Genomic DNA, 16,791 nt, shown 5'->3' on the forward strand with positions numbered 1-16,791 from the left:
GACGTAAATGGTTTACACTTAACATGTCTCCTTCTCTGGAATGGTGAGTTAAATGCGTCTACTTCTTGCAGTTTTATTTTGTTCTGTCATGTTGCCTTCTGCTTATGCTGAAAAACTGCCTGCGCCGACAGGAAAACCTGTACTGACCATTTCCGGCAAAATCGGAAATACGAACGTCGGTGACAAGGCGGTTTTTGATCTCGCGATGCTGGAAAAGCTGGGCATGAAGACGGTGGAAACCACCACCCCCTGGTACACCGGCAAGGTCCGTTTTGACGGCATTCCCCTTAATAAACTCATGGATTTAGTCGGCGCTAAAGGTCAATCCGTCCGCGTGCTGGCGCTCAACGATTACACCACCATTATTCCGATGGACGATTTTTATAAATTCCCGGTCATTATGGCGTTAAAAATGAACGGCCAATATATGCGCGTTCGGGATAAAGGCCCGTTATTTATCGTCTACCCTTACGACAGCAGCGCTGAATTACAGAACCAGATCTATTATTCCCGATCGGCCTGGCAAGTTTCTAAGATTATAATAGAGTAAGGGTCGGATCTTGAATCGAATACTCACGGCTATTATTTTGTCGCTGTTTATTGTGACTGGATATATTACTTATCTGGTGCATGAGCGACAAAGTGAGTTGCAAAAATTTACCCGCTATACGGACTCGTGGTCAATGTCGCAGATGGTATCGGAATATATGCGACTGGAGTCTCGTCTGGCGGGAATGGCGATTGGGGCCGAAGGGGTGGACCACGATGAGGTGCGCCTGCGCCTCGAGATCATGATGAGCCAGATCGAACTCCTGCAGGAGGGCGATCTGGGTCGCTTTATTAATAAAAGCGAACAGCGGAAGGCGGTGGTCGCCACGCTGATCCGCAATCTCCATTTGCTTGATAAACAAGTTGATACCATGACACCGGCGCAGGTTAAAGCGATCCTGCCGGTGTTAAGCGAACTGGATGGCCCCCTGACCTCAATGGCGGCCGCCACGCTGACGCAAGATATTAATATCGTTAATATCACCCATGATAAAATTCAGCATCTCTATTATATCTACTCGGTGATCTCCATTCTGCTGATCGCCATGTGTATTTCCCTCGGTCTGCTGATGCTGCGGCAGAATAATAACCTGCGGCGCGCCCACGTTCGCATGAAAACCCTGGCCAACGATCTGCAGGCCTCGAAAGAGAAGCTGCAGGTGCAGAACCGTCGACTGCAGTACGATGCCTACCATGATTCGCTGACCGGTATGCCAAACCGTCTCTCTTTCTGGCAGCGTCTGCAGGAGATCGTCAATCAGGTGCGCCCCTATAATGGCTGCGCCGTGGTGATGCTTTTCGACCTCGACAGCTTTAAGGATGTAAACGATACCCTCGGCCATGACGCCGGCGATAAGCTGCTGCAGGATCTGGCCAGCCGCCTCTCTTTTTTCCGTAAAACCTCAGAGACGCTGTATCGTCTCGGCGGCGATGAGTTCGCGATGCTCTCTTACGATCTGACCGAAGAGATGGCGCTCGAGCGGGCCAATGTTATCCGGGAGAAGATCAGCCAGCCCTATCTGATCTACGATGCGCAGATTAATATCGACGCCTGCATCGGGATCGTGATCTCTGATGGCGAAAGCCGGACCGATTATCTGTACAAGTGCGCCGACCTCGCCCTGTATGAGGCGAAAAAAGAGGGCAGCGGCCATGTGCAAATCTTCCGGCCGGGAATGCTGCAGCGTCTGCAGGAGAATAAATCGTTTGAAGACGATCTGCTGCGGGCCCTGGCCCATGACGAATTCAAAGTCTACTACCAGCCGATCGCCGATACCGTTACGCGCGAAATCTACGGTTATGAAGCGCTGGTTCGCTGGTTCCATCCGGTGCGCGGCGCCGTGCCGCCGACGGTGTTTATCCCGGTGGCAGAGAAAATCGGCCTTATCAATGCCCTCGGCGAGTGGGTGCTGAAAACCGCCTGTGCCGAAGCGGCCAGCTGGGCGACGCCGCTCAAGGTCTCGGTTAACGTTTCACCGATTCAGCTGATGAACACCTCGCTGACCGACACCATTATCAGCGTATTACAGCAGACTGGCCTCGACCCGCGACGGCTGGATCTGGAGATCACCGAGTCGGATGTGTTCAATGAGAACACCCGTTCGCTGGAAATTCTCAGCCAGCTGCGCGAGCAGGGCATTCAAATCTCCATCGATGACTTTGGTACCGGCTATTCTTCGTTGTCGCGTTTAAGCTACTTCCCGTTCGATAAAATCAAAATCGACCGCTCGTTTGTTATCAATATTCCGGAGCAAAAAGACGATCTGGATATCGTGCGCCTGATTATCAGCATGGGAAAGAGCCTGCATATGCGCATTGTGGCTGAAGGCGTGGAGACCGAAGAGCAGTTGGCCTCGCTGCAGGCGCTGGGCTGCGACCTGGTGCAGGGCTATTTAATCGGCAAACCGAGTCCGCTGCGCTAAATGAAATATGAAGGCCCTTAAAGATATTATTCCGGGCGATTTCAGCAAGCTGGAATCGCCTTTTTTATTTTCTCTTAGCGCTAATCCCAGAGGGGTATAAAAAGGAGTAGAGGTAAAATTCGCCAGGAAAATAATATCCTTCACCTTTGAAAGAGGTATATGATATGCATCATATAGGCTATTTCTGACCGTATCCTTTGCGACGGTAAAGTGAGGCGCAAACATGCAGCGAATTATTATTCCCACCCATTACGTTCATACCCGCAGCACGCCGCTGTGGACTAAGGAGACCGCTCCGGCCTCTATCTGGCGCCGCCATCTGGACGCTGGCACCCGCCAGGGGGTCTATCCCCGGCTGTCGGTGATGCAAGGGGCGATCCGCTATCTCGGCTATGCCGATGAAACCAGCCCCGAACCGGTTGAAACGCTGACCATTGAAGCCGGCCAGTTTGGCGTTTTTCCGCCGGAAAAATGGCACTGCATTGAGGCCCTCTCGGAGGACACGGTATTTAATGTCGACTTCTATGTTGATCCGAAAATTCTCATCGAGGGATAAAATTATGAACAGTGAAAATAAAGGTTATACCTTAGCGGTAGAGAATGGCCGGCTTCAGCGGAAACAAGAAAAAATATTCCTCAAACCGATGGTCTTGTATATTCCGCAGCAGGCGGTAGAGGCCGTTAATGGGCTGCTGAGCGCTCTGCCGGACGACAATTTAGAGGGGGAGTTTGTGCTGACGGTCACCAATAACAATAACGGCGTCTCTGTCGATAAAAGCTTTTCCTCGCTGGCGGCGCTGCGCGACCCGCTTACCGCGGCCGATGCGGTGAAGGAGCTGATCAATATCGTCCGCGGCTATGAGTCCGACGAAGAGACCAACGTTTGCGGCTGGTAAGGCCGCTATCCCGCTGCCGGCTGGCCGCTGTCGCCCAGGGCCATCTGACCCACCAGCCACTCCCGCAGCGCGATAATATCCGCCCGCTGCGCTGCCGCTTCGGTGGTGACCAGATAGTAGCTGGCGCCCGGCAATGCGCCGCTGAATGGCGCGGATAATACCCCGCGCTGCAGCAGATCCCGCGCCAGCAGTTCGCTGGCGATCACCGCCCCCTGGCCGGCCACCGCCGCCTGCAGGGCATGGGTTTCATCGCTAAAGGTTAACCCCGCGTCAATATTCAGCGTCGGCGGTCCATAGCGGCGACGCCAGTTCTCCCAGCTCGGCGAATCGGCCGGTACGTGCCGGTTGGCGACGTGAAACAGCGTCACCTGCGCCAGATCGTCAGGCCGGCTGAGGGCCAGCGTCGGGCTGGCGACCACGATAAAGCGATCCTTATGCAGCAGGGTACAGCACAGATCCGGCTCGGGCGTTTCGCGATAGCGAATCGCGGCGTCCACCGTGCCCAGATGCAGATCCACCCGTTCGACGCTGGTGTGCAGACGCAGGTCGATAGCCGGAAAGCGGGCGGTGAAGTCCGCCAGCCGTGGCACCAGCCAGTGGGTGAGAAAATTGGAGGTGGTGGTGACGGTTAAGGATGGCGGCTGGCGGGCCTGGGCTATCTGGACGACGGCCTGCTCCAGGGCGCTGAAGGCGCGCTGGGTAGCGGCGTAGAGGATCTCGCCATCGGCGGTCAGGCTGACGCCCTGCGCGCTGCGTTCACAGACCCGGCACTCCAGGACCGATTCCAGCATTTTAATCTGATGGCTGACCGCCGTCGCGCTGACGCCGAGCGCCCCGGCGGCCAGTTTAAAACTACGCTGGCGGGCGACGGCGTGAAAGGCGCGCAGGGCGCCCAGCGGCGGCAGGCGGGGGGTTCTCATGGCTGAGTTTTTCTCATCTATGGCTGAAAACTATGCGTTTGTGTGTCCATGTATAGTGGCGATAGGCTACGGGCATGTAAAGACGATGACATGAGTTATTTTCATGCTGTTTAATGTGTCAGGAGCTGAATATGCACGTTTTACACCACCATGCCGCCGCGAACGCTGCGGGAACCATCGACCCGCGCGGTCGCGCCATCGCCCTCAGCGTAGTCTTCGCCGCCGGGGCCTTGCTGTTCATCATGGCCCCCGTTATCGGGGCGAGCGGCACGCTGGGTCTGCTGGCGCTCCTGATCGCGGCCTTCGGCGCCGGATGGGGATTCGCGCGCGCGCAGCCCTGGCTCTATCGGGCGCCCCTGACGGCGACGCGCTGGGCCTTCCTGGTGTCGGCGGCCGGCTGGCTGCTGGCGCTGGTGGCCTGGTATGGCGGCCAGGCCTGGCCGGCGCTGCTCCCCGGCGTGATGTTCGGCAGCGCGGGGGCGGCTGTCGCCTGGCGCGTTGCCGCGGGGCGGGCGGCACTGTCGGGTCGCCGCGTCAGCGGCGCCACGGCGCTGAGCGTGGCTGTCGCTATCGCGGCGACGCTGCTGACCTGGCACACCGCCGGGGCAGGACGCAGCGGCGTGAACTTTGCCTTCGCCGTGCTGCTGGACTGGGCGCTGCTCGGCGCGCTGATTGTGCGCATCCGCCAGCGGGAGAGTGCGGCGTAGTAGCTGCCGCTTGCCGGGTTCAGGCGAGCCGATCAAGCGAAACGGGATAAGTCGTCCGGCGGGGTGATAAATTTCTTCTACACTGTTACTGGCATCACATTCCTGCGCGGCTGGCATCTCAGCCGGCCGCCGTCGGCATTCAGTCCAGGCACGGGCCTGCAGGCTGGTTATCCTGAAAGAGGAGTCTGTAACATGGCATTTGTCACCACCCAAGACGGCGTCAATATTTACTTCAAAGACTGGGGTCCGAAGGAAGCTCAGCCGATTGTTTTTCATCACGGCTGGCCGTTAAGCGCCGACGACTGGGATAACCAGATGTTGTTTTTCCTTGCCGAAGGCTTTCGGGTCATCGCCATCGACCGCCGGGGCCATGGCCGCTCCGATCAGGTCAGCGAGGGGCATGATATGGACCATTATGCGGCAGACGTCTCGGCGGTAGTGGAGCATCTGGATCTGCACAATGCGGTCCACGTCGGGCACTCCACCGGCGGCGGCCAGGTCGCCCGCTACGTGGCCCGCTACGGCCAGCCGCAGGGGCGGGTGGCGAAGGCGGTGCTCATCAGCGCCGTTCCGCCGCTGATGGTCAAAACCGAACAGAATCCTGGCGGCACGCCGATCGAGGTGTTTGACGGTTTCCGCAAAGCGCTGGCGGCTAACCGCGCCCAGTTCTATCTCGACGTCGCCTCTGGCCCGTTCTATGGCTTTAATCGTGAAGGAGCGGAGGTGTCGCAGGGGACGATCCAGAACTGGTGGCGACAGGGGATGATCGGCAGCGCCAAAGCCCATTATGAAGGTATTAAGGCGTTTTCAGAAACGGACCAGACCGAAGATCTTAAGTCGATTACGCTGCCGGTGCTGGTCATGCAGGGCGATGACGATCAGGTGGTTCCCTATAAAAATGCCGCTATCCTGCAGGACCAGCTGCTGCCCAACAGCCAGCTGATCGTTTACCCTGGCTTCCCGCACGGGATGCACACTTCCCACGCCGATACCATCAACGCCGATCTGCTGGCGTTTATCCGCGCCTGATCTTCCCTTTCGCCGGGCGGAATGCCGCAATGGCCTTCCGCCAGCGCCCCGGTCGCCCGTCGCCGGGGCGCGCCGGTTGACGAGCAGGGGAAATCTGCTTAACTCATGGGATACCTGACGACTATTTTCCCCCTGGCAGGATAAAACGCCGGGTTTCCCGCGGGAAACCCGGTGGAATTCTGCGCAAGAGACAAGAGAGAGACAATGAAATTAGCCGGACTTCATCCCGACGAGCAGCGTCGCCTGCAATCGCTTCGCTCTTCCGGGCTGTTGAATAGCGGAAAAGAAGAACGCTTTGATCGCCTTACCAGGCTTGCCCGTTCGCTGTATAACCTGCCGGTGGCGTCCATCAGCCTGGTAGGGGAAGATCTGCTGCATATCAAATCCTGTGCCGGTCTGGATGTGGACACGGTGCCGAGAGATATTTCATTTTGCGCCCATACCATTTTGCAAACCGACCCGCTTATCGTTAACGACATGCAGCAGGACGAGCGTTTTCACGACAACCCGCTGGTGATCCAGGCGCCGTTTATCCGCTTTTACGCCGGGTACCCGGTGCAGCTGCCGGATGGCGCGACGGTGGGGTCTTTTTGCCTGATGGACCATCAGCCGCGTTCGTTTTCCGCGCATGAAATGCAGATCTTAAGCGATCTGGCGGCGATCGTGGAGGATGAGTTCAAGGTGCTGGATGCGGCAACCTCTGATGAGCTGACGGGACTGTTTAACCGCCGGGGATTCCTCACCCTGGCCGAGTATGCCCTGCTGACGGCCCAGCGCCGTCATGAGCCGGTCAGCCTGGCGTTTGTCGACCTCGATCGCTTTAAGCACATCAACGATACCTGGGGGCATGAAGAGGGCGATCGCGCGCTGATCGCCATCGCCGATTTGATGAAAGCCGCCTTCCGTGAATCCGATATCCTCGCCAGGCAGGGGGGCGATGAGTTTATTATTCTGTTCGCCAATACCAGCCGCCACGATGCCGCGGCGGCGATGGAGACGCTCAGCCACAACGTGGCGCGTTTCAACCAGCAGGCGGCTCACCCCTGGCAGTTGGCGTTCTCCTGGGGCTGCGTGGAGTACGATCCCGCCAGCCACCCCAGTCTCAACGCGCTGGTGGCCACTGCCGACCGCCTGATGTATCAGGCGAAGCAGAAACAGGGGCGCGAGCGCCGTTAATCCTTTGCGGCGGCGGCATTCAGCAGGTACTCCTGCGCCTGCTGCCGCTTCTGCGCATAGTCACCGAGCAGCGCCTGCTGCGATTTCCCCGCGTTGTCATAAAACAGGCCGCCCTGATCGGCGATAAAGTCATAATGCTGTTCCAGCTGGCCTATCACCCAGTCGATACGTTGCAGGGTGAGCAAGGTGCAGGACTGGCCATGCAGGTCGTCTTCAATATCCAGCACGTGTGAGCGGAAGGCCTCCAGGGCAAATAACCGGCTCAGCGCGGCAGGGTCCGCCAGCGCCGTTTCCCAGCGCGCCGTTATCTGCTGAAAATGAGCCTGCACCTGCGGAGATGCCCGCCGGGCGCGAAGCCAGACCAGCTTGCGCCGGTAGCTTTCGACCGCCAGCCGCTTCATCTCGCGATATTGCGCCAGCTGCTGTTCGGCATCGGGCACCCGGGTCATCAGCCAGCTAAAAAAGAAGCGGGTCTCAAAGCGCTCGACAAAGTGAAACAGGGGATCGGCCAGACCGTTGCTGTTGAATTCTCTCAGCGGGTCGAAGGGATACATATAGCCAAAATCGAACAGCCACAGCTGCTCCTCCCGGTCCACCAGCAGGTTCCCGCTACAGAGATCCCACTCCATCAGCCCCTGCTCCTCACAGGCTTCCAGCGTGGTGAACAGCTGAGCGATCAGCGGCGGGGTCAACTGGTGAATCGGCTCGCCATCGATCCAGGGGGAGAGGAGGATGCCGAGGCGATAATCGGCATACAGCGTCGGGACGATGTGGGTGAAGCGCGGCGCGGTATTTGGGTCATCCTTCAGCCGTTGCAGCGCCTGCCGGCGCTGTACCTCGTTTAAAAACGACAGCTGCCCGTTAAGGTTGGCAACGCCGGCCACGGCGCGTCTTTTCTTTAAATTGTACTCCTTGCCGGCGATGCGCAGCCGGTAAACCTCGCCGGTCAGCCCCGAACCGTATACCTGCACCACATAGGGTGAATCCGCAGCCAGCGCGGCGAGGGTCTCCGGCGGCAGTGGACAGTGATTGACGTCGCCGACGATAAGAGGTTCTCCGCTGCGATCGAACGCCTGCTGCTGCTGTTGTCTGAGGTTCATGGCGCCTCCTTAAAAGACATGGGACAGAGTGATTTATCCACGCTATCTCACCCGCAAGCGTCAGCAAAATCATCCTACCGCCGGGCGCTTTTTCAGGCTGAGCGGTGGCGCGTTCACGGAGGATACCTGGGGCGTAGGGCGGCGGCCCTGACGCCGTTGTCAATGAGGTGTTTGCCAGGCTGGGTGCGATTCAGAGTTAACGCCAGAGACGCAAGAAAGCAAAAAGCCTGCTCGAAAGCAGGCTTTTTAAATTTGGCTCCTCTGACTGGACTCGAACTTCATCTGTATCTCCTGTTGTTACTGATTTTGTTAAGTTTAACTATATTTTTACCAACATATTTACCATCATTATTGTTTTCTTATCAAGAAAATGTCAATTAAAAACAATTGGTTGTTGTCATAACTATCTAACTATATGAATCTGATTTAACTTTATCTATCAACATGATGTTGTCGTTATTTTTGTTAAATTAATTTATATAAAACAATTAGTTAATTTTTAGTAAAGAAACGATGTTTAGTCAAGATTAAAGCACTTACATCCAAGATCACTTATCTGCTCTCACACCATTTTGAAAACCCGCCCCTCTTTTCCACTTTCTCTATCATGTTGAATGGGTTAACTTTTATGAAACTTAAAAGCAATCGGTAGAATAATGACTACACAAAAGGAAATGGAAGAAATCAGGACTGCATTATCTTGGTTTGATGTACGCCGATACGATGGCCTGAAAGACCTGACCCTAGAACAAATCTATGCAGAGCTTGAAAGACGGATGTTGGCTTACAAAACAAGGCAACAATGGGAAACAGCAGGCAAAGATAATCAAATGCAAGCTATATACCATGATGCCAAAATCCGATGTGGTGATGTGATACTTCAATCGGACTGGATTTCAGGCAATCACAGACTGTCACATAGCTATGCTGTAAGACCAATGAGCAGAGTTCAATTGTTCAACTATGGGCGGGCTATGTATCGGCTGGAGAATTCTGAGCAAACAGACCCTGTTGCTGTGAGTTCTGACTACATCTCTGAGTATCTGAAACAAGGTGGCATGAATCCTGCCAACAAAATACTGGTTGAAATTGACTTGGAAGAAGCCAGCAGCGACGATCTCGCAGAACACCTGAAGGTGCTGATTGCTCTATGGCAAAAGCAGCTTAAAACGGCAAAACCACCAAAACGAACTTTTCGGTTTGGTCATAAGACTTTTCAAAGAATACTTGATTACAAAGTCATCCCTTTGATGGATTTGATCTCATGGGAACAGCTCTACAACGAAGGTAAGAACATACCTTTCAACATCTTAGCTGACATTCTACATGGTACTGGTGGGATTCGGAGCCGTGATAACATCAAAGATACTGATTATGACTACGCGAAAAGTTATCTTGATAACGATGAGTACTTCAAGGTATTAAATGATTTTTATATTAAAAACAATATGTTAAAGGACTGGAAGATCACTGACGTGATAACATTTAACGATAAAGCCACAGATAAAAACAAAAAGTAAACACAAGGGATGTTCACAACCTGCGAATGTCCCTATAAAGAGTCTCCCTCCAAAATTTCCGCGAAACTCACGGTTGGTGAACATCCCTAGTTTAGAATCAGCTAAAATCCTAGAATTATCTCCATCGAACAACACAGGAGATAAACATGGTTCAAAACAAAACAGATAAAACTTTAAAACTTATTCGCTTATCAGAAGTAATAAGGAAAACCGGGTTCGGCAAGACGTGGATTTATAAACTTATCAGCGCGGGGAAATTTCCCAAACAAATAAAAATCGGTGAAAGAGCTGTTGCTTTCATTGAAAGCGAAGTTGATGAGTGGATTTATAAAGCTATAACTACTTCTCGTAATACATCTAACTAATAAAAGGAAAATAACATGAAAAATATAAATGTGCCTGAAATATCATTTATCTTTGATAATGATAAAACTGAAGTTTTCTCAAGAATGGCAATGGATAACTTTGCTCTTTATGTGGAAAACATGTTTAAGATAATGGGTGATCAATTTGAACGTCATCTTTATGATGAAAAATATATGAATATGGTTATGGATCATATTATTTATATCACAAAACCAGACTTCCTCAAGTGGGTGAGAGACAATAATGTTGGGGAATGTATTTTTTTGATTGATGAAGTTATGGAAGATTTAAAATACTCTTATAGAGAGTTCAAAAAAATCTATCCTAAACTTGGCATTAAATAAAGAGGAAGAAATCATGAATAAAGATCTGAAAAAAGAAGCAAACAAGATATTACTGCATTTATCTAAACAATGCTTTGAATTGCGTGTGAGTTCTATTATTCAGAACCATCCTGAACAAGTAGAACAACTCAAGCATGAAGAAGCTTTTATGATGAATACTTATAAGGACAGTATTAAAGTAGCAAAACAGATGTTCCCTAAAGTCGTAAGGAATACATTCTTTGATGTAAAGTTATCACCAAGACTCATTGATAACGATTTTATATTGAAAGCATTAAAGGCATTTCATAAACAAATGGATTTTATGAAAGATTTTCAAAAGTAGTTTTTTGTTTTAGCCCCGTATTCAGGGGCTGAAAATAAGAGTAAGTTAAAATATATCATGTAAAAATGAGGAGTAATCATGACTAAAAATATTGAAAGTAAAAATACATCTACTGAGTTGTTCTATGATCTTGCAAAGCGTTCTTTTGAAGCGAGCTGGAAAACAATGCAGGATATGTGTAGTGATAGCATTTCGCATCTTGTCGATGATGCTGATTTTATGAGCGCATTTATACGGCTCACTATTAATCATATTTGTCATAACTTTGAGAAGTTTACTACACAAGAAGGAAATCAAGGACACCTTACAGAGGTCAACTTTGAAGAGGTTGCAGAACGGCTTGTGCGTAATGCTTGGGTGTTTTGCTAAAACTCATGTGTATTTTTATTTAAGTCTTAATATTAATAAGAGAGGATTTTTATGAAAAAAGTTAAGATGAGCAAAAAAGATAAAACGATGATATTTGCTATATCAGTGACATTAATGTTATACGTAAACAGGATTTACGGGATGGCAAGTGTAAATGATGAAGATGTTATGACTTTTGTAAAAGAAGAGGATGCTGTTGATTCACTGTTACGTGCTCAAATGTTAGAAATCATTAATGGTTTCGATTATTACAAAGGTCTTTATGGTTCGGGTAAAGAAAAAAAGGAGCATATAGATATGGCAGAGCTATTGGAGAGAGTAACATTTTATTATGACCTTTATATCAGGGATATGTTGATAAAAAATCTGGAAAAAGGACAATCCTTAGTTGATAATGGAGTGCTGGACTGGGATCTGGACATAAATAGATAACATCAGGAAAATGTTATTTAGAGGAATGTATGAGTATATCAATAGTGTAATGACGGAATGGATTCCAGTATTACATATAGCCTGATTTTTAAAACCGTCAAAATATATTGACGGCCTTAGAATGATCAGATTGCGAAGTCTTCCAATGTTTTACCTGCTTCAATAGCAGTAGCAATTGCTTTAGGAGTACGGCCCTGACCAGTCCAAGTCTGCTCATTGCCATTATCATCTGTATATTTGTATTTGGCAGGGCGTGGAGTTCGTGTCGATTTGGTTTTAGGCTTAGTTGAACCAACCACTAAAAGTAGTTCAGCAGGATCGATACCATCTTCTAACAGTTTCTGGCGGAAGGCTTCAAGCTTAGCCTGACGTTGTTCTTGTTCCTTGAGTATTGCCTGTTCTTCCTCACGGCGCTCATCAACGATAACAGAGAGTTTTTCCAGCATCTCTTCCAGAGTTGCCAGATCTGTTTCACGAGCCTGTGCGCGCAGTGTACGGATATTATTCAGTGCCTTGAGAGTTTCACTCATACGATGCCTTCCTGTGTTTAAAATGGGGATTTATACAGTTAATGTATAGGATGCGATTGAACAGCCAAAAATATACTAACCGATAAATAATATAGTAAATACTATCGGTTAATCAATCTAATAAATTCCATTTTACACTGAATAGCACAGGATAAGTTTTACAGAGGCATTTTCCTGCGTATCTGACTTGATGGTTTGAACTCTGACGAAATGCGGGAGAGTTGCTCAAGGCTCTGTTCAATAGAACGCTGAAACTCCAGAGCGGCTTCTGTACGCTGTTTTACGACCAAGGCAACAATTTCTTCATCACTTTTTTCTGAAAGTGTTTTGGAATAAAGCATTCTCTCATGCAGTACATCAAAATTACCTGATGATTTTGCTGCTGTTCGTGCTGTTGAACTGCTTATCGGGTTAAGGTCATCAATAAACAATTCAATAAGAGATTCTCTCTTTTTATCCAGTCTGCGAAGTTCGGCATGGGCAGACTTAAATTTTTTAATCTTAATCCACGGAATATTATCAGAGCATAGTTTACGATATTCATTTCGGTATTCCTCTATCGGAATATGATTTTTTAGTTCTTTTACTGTATCTAAATATTGGATTAAATCACTGTTGTCTGTTTTTACTTTTCTCATATAAAACCTCGTTAATAAAATAATGTATATATTTATATTACGAGATATGGTGTAAGTGTCAAATGACCTAATATATAGGCAAAAGTTTTATATGTTTTCTTCTTCATCAAACTCATCTTCTTGAGAATAATCATCAAATATGCTGTCTTCTGAAACAGAGTCCCAGTCAATATCTTCGTCGGGAGTAGAAAGTAAAGGTTTATCATCTTCTTTATCGATTGTTTTCTCTACGTTATTTGTAAGTACCGTATCTTTATAAACGGTGACGAATACGTCTTCTATGCCTTCACTGGTCGTTCTCAGCGACTTCTTAACATATTCTTTCCTTGTGGCATTTAATGTTCTGTACTGGCCTTTCAGAAAGAGATTTGCGTTTATCATGGTATGCTTCCCTTCTTTGACCAGAATGCCTTTATTTATTAGCTTATTCCAGCATTTACACACGTTAGATTTGCTCATATTAAGCTCTTCTGCGAGTGCCGACTGAGATATACTAGCAATGAGGTTTCCATGCTGCATGAGTTTACATAAGCGGATCATTATTGTGTATTCTGCACCAGACATATTTTTTCCGAGCTTTTCCAGATTATCAAGAAAAGCATGAACATAGGCTATTCCCGGTCGAATATCGGAACTTCGCTCTTTTCTTACATTTACGGTTATTTTATCTTTTCTGTTTCTGTTATAAAAACTGTAAATCTCCAGTTTTTGTTTGTCCGTGAAATGATTTCTGCTTATATACTCTTCCACCTCTTCACTGCTGGAGGTCATTATTGTATTGTAATCAATGCTCATCGGTTATCCTTTTATTGTTATTATGTTTATTCTATATAATGCAGGATATACTTTTGTCAAAAATAAATGTGAAAAAAGGAAAAATAATACACTTTTGCGAAATAGTGTTCACTTCTTTCCGGGTGTTTTAACTATAAAAAAGTTTCCACAGAAGAAATTTTGGTTTCCGTACAGGAAACTTCGGTTTCCACAGAAGAAACTTAAATTTCCGTACAGGAAACTTTTTCCGTGAAATCTCTTTTAAATATAATAGGTTACACCTCCTTAATACTATAATATGTTTAATAACCTTAACGGGGAGTGTGCCGGTTAAATGGCACCGTCTATTTTTCTACTTTGTTTTTACTTGATGTTATGGACAGCAAGTGATTGTTTTATACAATCACGAAGCGCTGCTGATTTTTTAGTAAATATACAATTGTTTTTCCTCTACGTTTTAGCGGCTACGCCGCAATTCTTTATGGATAAAACCATCATTAACAGGGATGAACCCTGTTTCAGCAGTGTGATTGTCTTGAGCAATCACTAAGTGCTGCTTCTATGAATATAGTTTTCCTATGCGTTTAAGAGCAAATACTATATTTTTTAGTGCTAATACTGTTATGAAATATAGGATCGAAAATATTTAATCATGAATAAAAGAATAGATGTTGATCCTTTTGGCTTTACCCTAAAACATAGCAAGGACCATTGTTAAATCGTTAAATATATTTTACAGAGTTAGGGCGTAGCCGTGCGTCAGCACATGAGCGTTAGCTCATAAGATAAATATCTTTTCAAAAGAATAAGAAAAAACAGGTAAAACGTTTATTAAATGAGTTAAATTTGATTTTTACCGATTCGATATGGTATTAAATAATAAAAAAGAATGAAAATAAAGAATGAACAACATTAAGATTATTACGTTTTTTCATACAAATAAAAAAAATACCATTTATGATTTGTATTGTTAAAGATGTTGAAGAGAATGAACAAGTAATAAAACTCACTTTGCAAAATGGTGATAATATCCATGTCAAAGATTATGACTATTTCTTCTTATCAGAATCAGCACATGAGTGTGATCAGGAACGAATGATTAACACATACAGAAGATTGATTTCTGAACTGAGCCAAATTAGTGAAGAAACAATAGAGTCCTTAGTTCCGATGATATCGAATAATATGAAAACCAATTTCCCGACAAGCGGTGTGAGTGCTTTGGAAGATGATTGAAAAATCTGAATGGTAGCAACCATTCCATATGAAACAGCATATTAAAACATGCGTTGCATACAGGTTTTTGCAACACCATATCGGAAGATAGCTACGTTACCTGAGATCTAACAATCCCTGTCTGCGTAATGGTCGACAGGGTATTATCTGTTCCGACCTATACCTTTCTATCTCCATCCATGTGCAAACAGCTACTGACATGGCTCTTCGTGCACATAACACCTCTTTTTGATCGATATAAAAGATCAATAAACTGTATTTGATAGATTTTAACTATCAAATTAGCGTCAATTGATCGGTGTTTTAATTGTTTATATCGATCGATTATAGATATATGATAGTTTTAATCTATTAAATGATTTGAATTCGATCGATACAAACGATATGACGAACAGAAAAATAAATTGAATCCTATCAATTGATTAATGCTTTTTTACAGCCCAGAGAGACCAACCTATGGGTAGGGCTGTCTTTGACATAAAGTTTCCACACATTGGGGATAGATATGAAATTACGGATAGTGATGCTACTGGTACTGTCTGCTGCCGCACTAACAGGATGCCAACAGCTCAATGATGGCGTGAGTAAAGTCAATGGGGCAATCAGCTCTTCTTTGTCTTCAGTAGGTAAAGCGCTGAATGGAAGTACCGCCACTCAAAATCTTGGTCCAGCATCACCAGTATCAGGTCTGGGTGCTGTCTGCAAAGACTATGAAGAAAACGCAATGGCAGCAGAAAAGAAATGGACAGGCAAAAGGATCTCTATCAGCAATGCCACAGTTCTGGAAGTTACGAAGGGCAGAAGTGCAAGCGATATGATGACGGGTATGCCCAAATCAGCCCCCCACTATTACCTGCTCTTTAAAACTGCCGATACAAGCTACTGCGGCGGTATGGTTTGGCTGGATTACTACTCTGGTATTGATGATGCAGTTCTTACCTATAAGAAAGGCCAGAAAGTCAGCGTCACCGGAACGGTAAACAATTTCGAAGTCCGTGGATTTGCCACAGTAAACAATGCCGATATGCCAGTTCGTCTGGTTGTTCTGAGAAACGGCACTATCAATCATTAAAAGGGATGAGAACCATGCGTCAATTTTTAGCCATTGCTGGCCTTGCTGTGTTGCTATCAGGCTGCGGTGAAAAAGGCGATTTTGAGAAAGCGATCAACGCGAAAATTTCACAATCAAAGCTGTGCTACTCACTGCAGAACAATGACTTTGCATTCAATAAAGGTTTTCCTATAAAGGTTAATCATGGCTACCGTTCTGCAGGATACAATGTTAGTGATGAAATCCTTAAAGGACTTGCTGAACAAGGGTTGCTCACTGTTTCACAACAGGCAAATGGCTTTAGCAGTGTCGATGTTCTGGAAGTAACAGACAAAGGGCAAAATGTTGAGTTTTGGAACCGGGCAGAAGGTGCGTGTATTGGTCATCGTGAAGTTGATGAAGTGAAGGAATGGACTGAGCCGGGCAACGGTAATCAGCAGGTTGTTCATGTTAGTTATACATGGAAGTTGGCGGATGTTCCTTCATGGGTGGATAAAAAAGCATTCGCAAACATCAAGGGTATGAATGAACCTGAAGATGGCACAATTAATCTTGTTAAAACAAGCAATGGCTGGAAAGCGCTCTAAGGGGTCTAACATGGAAAACAATACAATCCAGTGTCCGTTTTGCCTGAAAGAGAGCCAGCGCGGTGTGCATGTTTGTACTGGCTGCATGGCGACGGTTCTGTATGGAACCTTCCCCGGCTGGTATGCTGCTATTGCTATCTTATTGTCCTTCGGCTTGTCTGTACTGATTGGTATGTCTACAGGCATGGCAGGGGCTACTATCAGCCTACCGATAATTGCAGCTGTTGGGTTTGTCGCAGGTAAGGCAATTTTCTCTGATAATGTTGTGTTTAGGCGAAAGATGTAAAACCCTTACCGTAAATGCAAAGAAACCATATCTG

The 16,791-nt window shown here is 47.5% G+C and carries 23 protein-coding genes; 17 read left to right on the forward strand and 6 right to left on the reverse strand.

The genetic code is table 11. The features are described 5' to 3' along the window. Positions 1-52: 52 nt before the first annotated feature. Both L2I46_RS23165 and L2I46_RS23170 read left to right on the forward strand, forming a co-directional pair. Positions 53-550 (forward strand): molybdopterin-dependent oxidoreductase, encoded by a 498-nt coding sequence (locus tag L2I46_RS23165; protein ID WP_032428930.1) that lies wholly within the window; start codon positions 53-55, stop codon positions 548-550. A 10-nt stretch (positions 551-560) separates the two neighbouring features. Then, positions 561-2,471 (forward strand): putative bifunctional diguanylate cyclase/phosphodiesterase, encoded by a 1,911-nt coding sequence (locus tag L2I46_RS23170; RefSeq protein WP_236948251.1) that lies wholly within the window; start codon positions 561-563, stop codon positions 2,469-2,471. Here the strand turns inward: L2I46_RS23170 and L2I46_RS29655 are convergent. After that, the gene (locus L2I46_RS29655; protein ID WP_320339539.1) at positions 2,442-2,696 is read right to left on the reverse strand and encodes a hypothetical protein; all 255 of its coding nucleotides are present in this window, start codon (positions 2,694-2,696) and stop codon (positions 2,442-2,444) included. The two genes, L2I46_RS23170 and L2I46_RS29655, sit on opposite strands and share 30 nt — an antisense overlap. On the opposite strand from L2I46_RS29655, the gene L2I46_RS23175 reads away from it, so the two are divergent. Both L2I46_RS23175 and L2I46_RS23180 read left to right on the forward strand, forming a co-directional pair. Further along, positions 2,695-3,027, forward strand: a complete 333-nt coding sequence (locus L2I46_RS23175; RefSeq protein ID WP_002911866.1) for a DUF1971 domain-containing protein — start codon at positions 2,695-2,697, stop codon at positions 3,025-3,027. The genes L2I46_RS29655 and L2I46_RS23175 overlap by 2 nt on opposite strands. 4 nt (positions 3,028-3,031) lie before the next feature. After that, entirely contained in the window at positions 3,032-3,367 is a 336-nt protein-coding gene (locus tag L2I46_RS23180) for a DUF1869 domain-containing protein (protein ID WP_023290321.1), read from the forward strand. Positions 3,368-3,372: 5 nt separating this feature from the next. Here the strand turns inward: L2I46_RS23180 and L2I46_RS23185 are convergent, their stop codons facing one another. Further along, positions 3,373-4,287 (reverse strand): LysR substrate-binding domain-containing protein, encoded by a 915-nt coding sequence (locus tag L2I46_RS23185; RefSeq protein ID WP_236948252.1) that lies wholly within the window; start codon positions 4,285-4,287, stop codon positions 3,373-3,375. A 131-nt stretch (positions 4,288-4,418) separates the two neighbouring features. Here L2I46_RS23185 and L2I46_RS23190 point away from each other — a divergent pair, with 131 nt between their 5' ends. From L2I46_RS23190 to L2I46_RS23200, 3 genes are all read left to right on the forward strand, one after another. Continuing rightward, positions 4,419-4,994 carry a hypothetical protein gene (locus L2I46_RS23190; RefSeq protein ID WP_236948253.1) on the forward strand — a complete coding sequence of 192 codons (576 nt, stop codon included), beginning with the start codon at positions 4,419-4,421 and terminating at the stop codon, positions 4,992-4,994. A gap of 192 nt (positions 4,995-5,186) precedes the next feature. Beyond that, the gene (locus L2I46_RS23195; protein ID WP_044524034.1) at positions 5,187-6,023 is read left to right on the forward strand and encodes an alpha/beta fold hydrolase; all 837 of its coding nucleotides are present in this window, start codon (positions 5,187-5,189) and stop codon (positions 6,021-6,023) included. Positions 6,024-6,227: 204 nt separating this feature from the next. After that, the gene (locus L2I46_RS23200) at positions 6,228-7,199 is read left to right on the forward strand and encodes a sensor domain-containing diguanylate cyclase (protein ID WP_023290317.1); all 972 of its coding nucleotides are present in this window, start codon (positions 6,228-6,230) and stop codon (positions 7,197-7,199) included. On the opposite strand, the gene L2I46_RS23205 is transcribed toward L2I46_RS23200, so the two are convergent. Beyond that, complete coding sequence (locus tag L2I46_RS23205; RefSeq protein WP_023290316.1) at positions 7,196-8,299, reverse strand: AarF/UbiB family protein; 1,104 nt, start codon at positions 8,297-8,299, stop codon at positions 7,196-7,198. The genes L2I46_RS23200 and L2I46_RS23205 overlap by 4 nt on opposite strands. A gap of 656 nt (positions 8,300-8,955) precedes the next feature. Here L2I46_RS23205 and L2I46_RS23210 point away from each other — a divergent pair. From L2I46_RS23210 to L2I46_RS23235, 6 genes are all read left to right on the forward strand, one after another. Beyond that, a complete protein-coding gene (locus tag L2I46_RS23210) occupies positions 8,956-9,819 on the forward strand; it encodes a DUF6387 family protein (protein ID WP_000211446.1) in 864 nt (287 codons plus the stop codon). Positions 9,820-9,965: 146 nt separating this feature from the next. Then, positions 9,966-10,184 carry a helix-turn-helix transcriptional regulator gene (locus tag L2I46_RS23215; RefSeq protein ID WP_236948254.1) on the forward strand — a complete coding sequence of 73 codons (219 nt, stop codon included), beginning with the start codon at positions 9,966-9,968 and terminating at the stop codon, positions 10,182-10,184. 15 nt (positions 10,185-10,199) lie between these two features. Then, a complete protein-coding gene (locus tag L2I46_RS23220; protein WP_236948255.1) occupies positions 10,200-10,529 on the forward strand; it encodes a hypothetical protein in 330 nt (109 codons plus the stop codon). Between the two features lie 13 nt (positions 10,530-10,542). Then, positions 10,543-10,854, forward strand: a complete 312-nt coding sequence (locus L2I46_RS23225) for a hypothetical protein (RefSeq protein WP_001030749.1) — start codon at positions 10,543-10,545, stop codon at positions 10,852-10,854. A gap of 78 nt (positions 10,855-10,932) precedes the next feature. Then, positions 10,933-11,223, forward strand: coding sequence for a hypothetical protein (locus L2I46_RS23230; protein ID WP_000164588.1), 291 nt, complete (start codon positions 10,933-10,935; stop codon positions 11,221-11,223). Between the two features lie 51 nt (positions 11,224-11,274). Beyond that, entirely contained in the window at positions 11,275-11,655 is a 381-nt protein-coding gene (locus L2I46_RS23235) for a hypothetical protein (protein WP_236948256.1), read from the forward strand. A 125-nt stretch (positions 11,656-11,780) separates the two neighbouring features. Here the strand turns inward: L2I46_RS23235 and L2I46_RS23240 are convergent, their stop codons facing one another. The 3 genes from L2I46_RS23240 to L2I46_RS23250 form a co-directional block, all read right to left on the reverse strand. Continuing rightward, the gene (locus L2I46_RS23240) at positions 11,781-12,185 is read right to left on the reverse strand and encodes an H-NS family histone-like protein (RefSeq protein ID WP_041035854.1); all 405 of its coding nucleotides are present in this window, start codon (positions 12,183-12,185) and stop codon (positions 11,781-11,783) included. Positions 12,186-12,343: 158 nt separating this feature from the next. Then, on the reverse strand, positions 12,344-12,823 hold the full coding sequence (locus L2I46_RS23245) for a DUF4756 family protein (protein WP_236948257.1): 480 nt from the start codon (positions 12,821-12,823) through the stop codon (positions 12,344-12,346). A gap of 87 nt (positions 12,824-12,910) precedes the next feature. After that, positions 12,911-13,618 (reverse strand): replication protein, encoded by a 708-nt coding sequence (locus tag L2I46_RS23250; protein ID WP_236948258.1) that lies wholly within the window; start codon positions 13,616-13,618, stop codon positions 12,911-12,913. Between the two features lie 936 nt (positions 13,619-14,554). On the opposite strand from L2I46_RS23250, the gene L2I46_RS23255 reads away from it, so the two are divergent. The 4 genes from L2I46_RS23255 (at position 14,555) to L2I46_RS23270 (ending at position 16,757) form a co-directional block, all read left to right on the forward strand. Further along, positions 14,555-14,833 (forward strand): hypothetical protein, encoded by a 279-nt coding sequence (locus tag L2I46_RS23255; RefSeq protein ID WP_226322754.1) that lies wholly within the window; start codon positions 14,555-14,557, stop codon positions 14,831-14,833. 505 nt (positions 14,834-15,338) lie between these two features. Next, positions 15,339-15,905: a hypothetical protein gene (locus L2I46_RS23260; protein ID WP_048291710.1), complete on the forward strand. Its 567-nt coding sequence runs from the start codon at positions 15,339-15,341 to the stop codon at positions 15,903-15,905. 14 nt (positions 15,906-15,919) lie between these two features. After that, positions 15,920-16,471 (forward strand): hypothetical protein, encoded by a 552-nt coding sequence (locus tag L2I46_RS23265; RefSeq protein WP_001588079.1) that lies wholly within the window; start codon positions 15,920-15,922, stop codon positions 16,469-16,471. A 10-nt stretch (positions 16,472-16,481) separates the two neighbouring features. Beyond that, entirely contained in the window at positions 16,482-16,757 is a 276-nt protein-coding gene (locus L2I46_RS23270; RefSeq protein WP_032443429.1) for a membrane protein, read from the forward strand. Positions 16,758-16,791 lie beyond the last annotated feature (34 nt).

This window comes from Klebsiella sp. 2019SCSN059 (assembly GCF_021739525.1).
GTDB lineage: Bacteria > Pseudomonadota > Gammaproteobacteria > Enterobacterales > Enterobacteriaceae > Klebsiella > Klebsiella quasipneumoniae.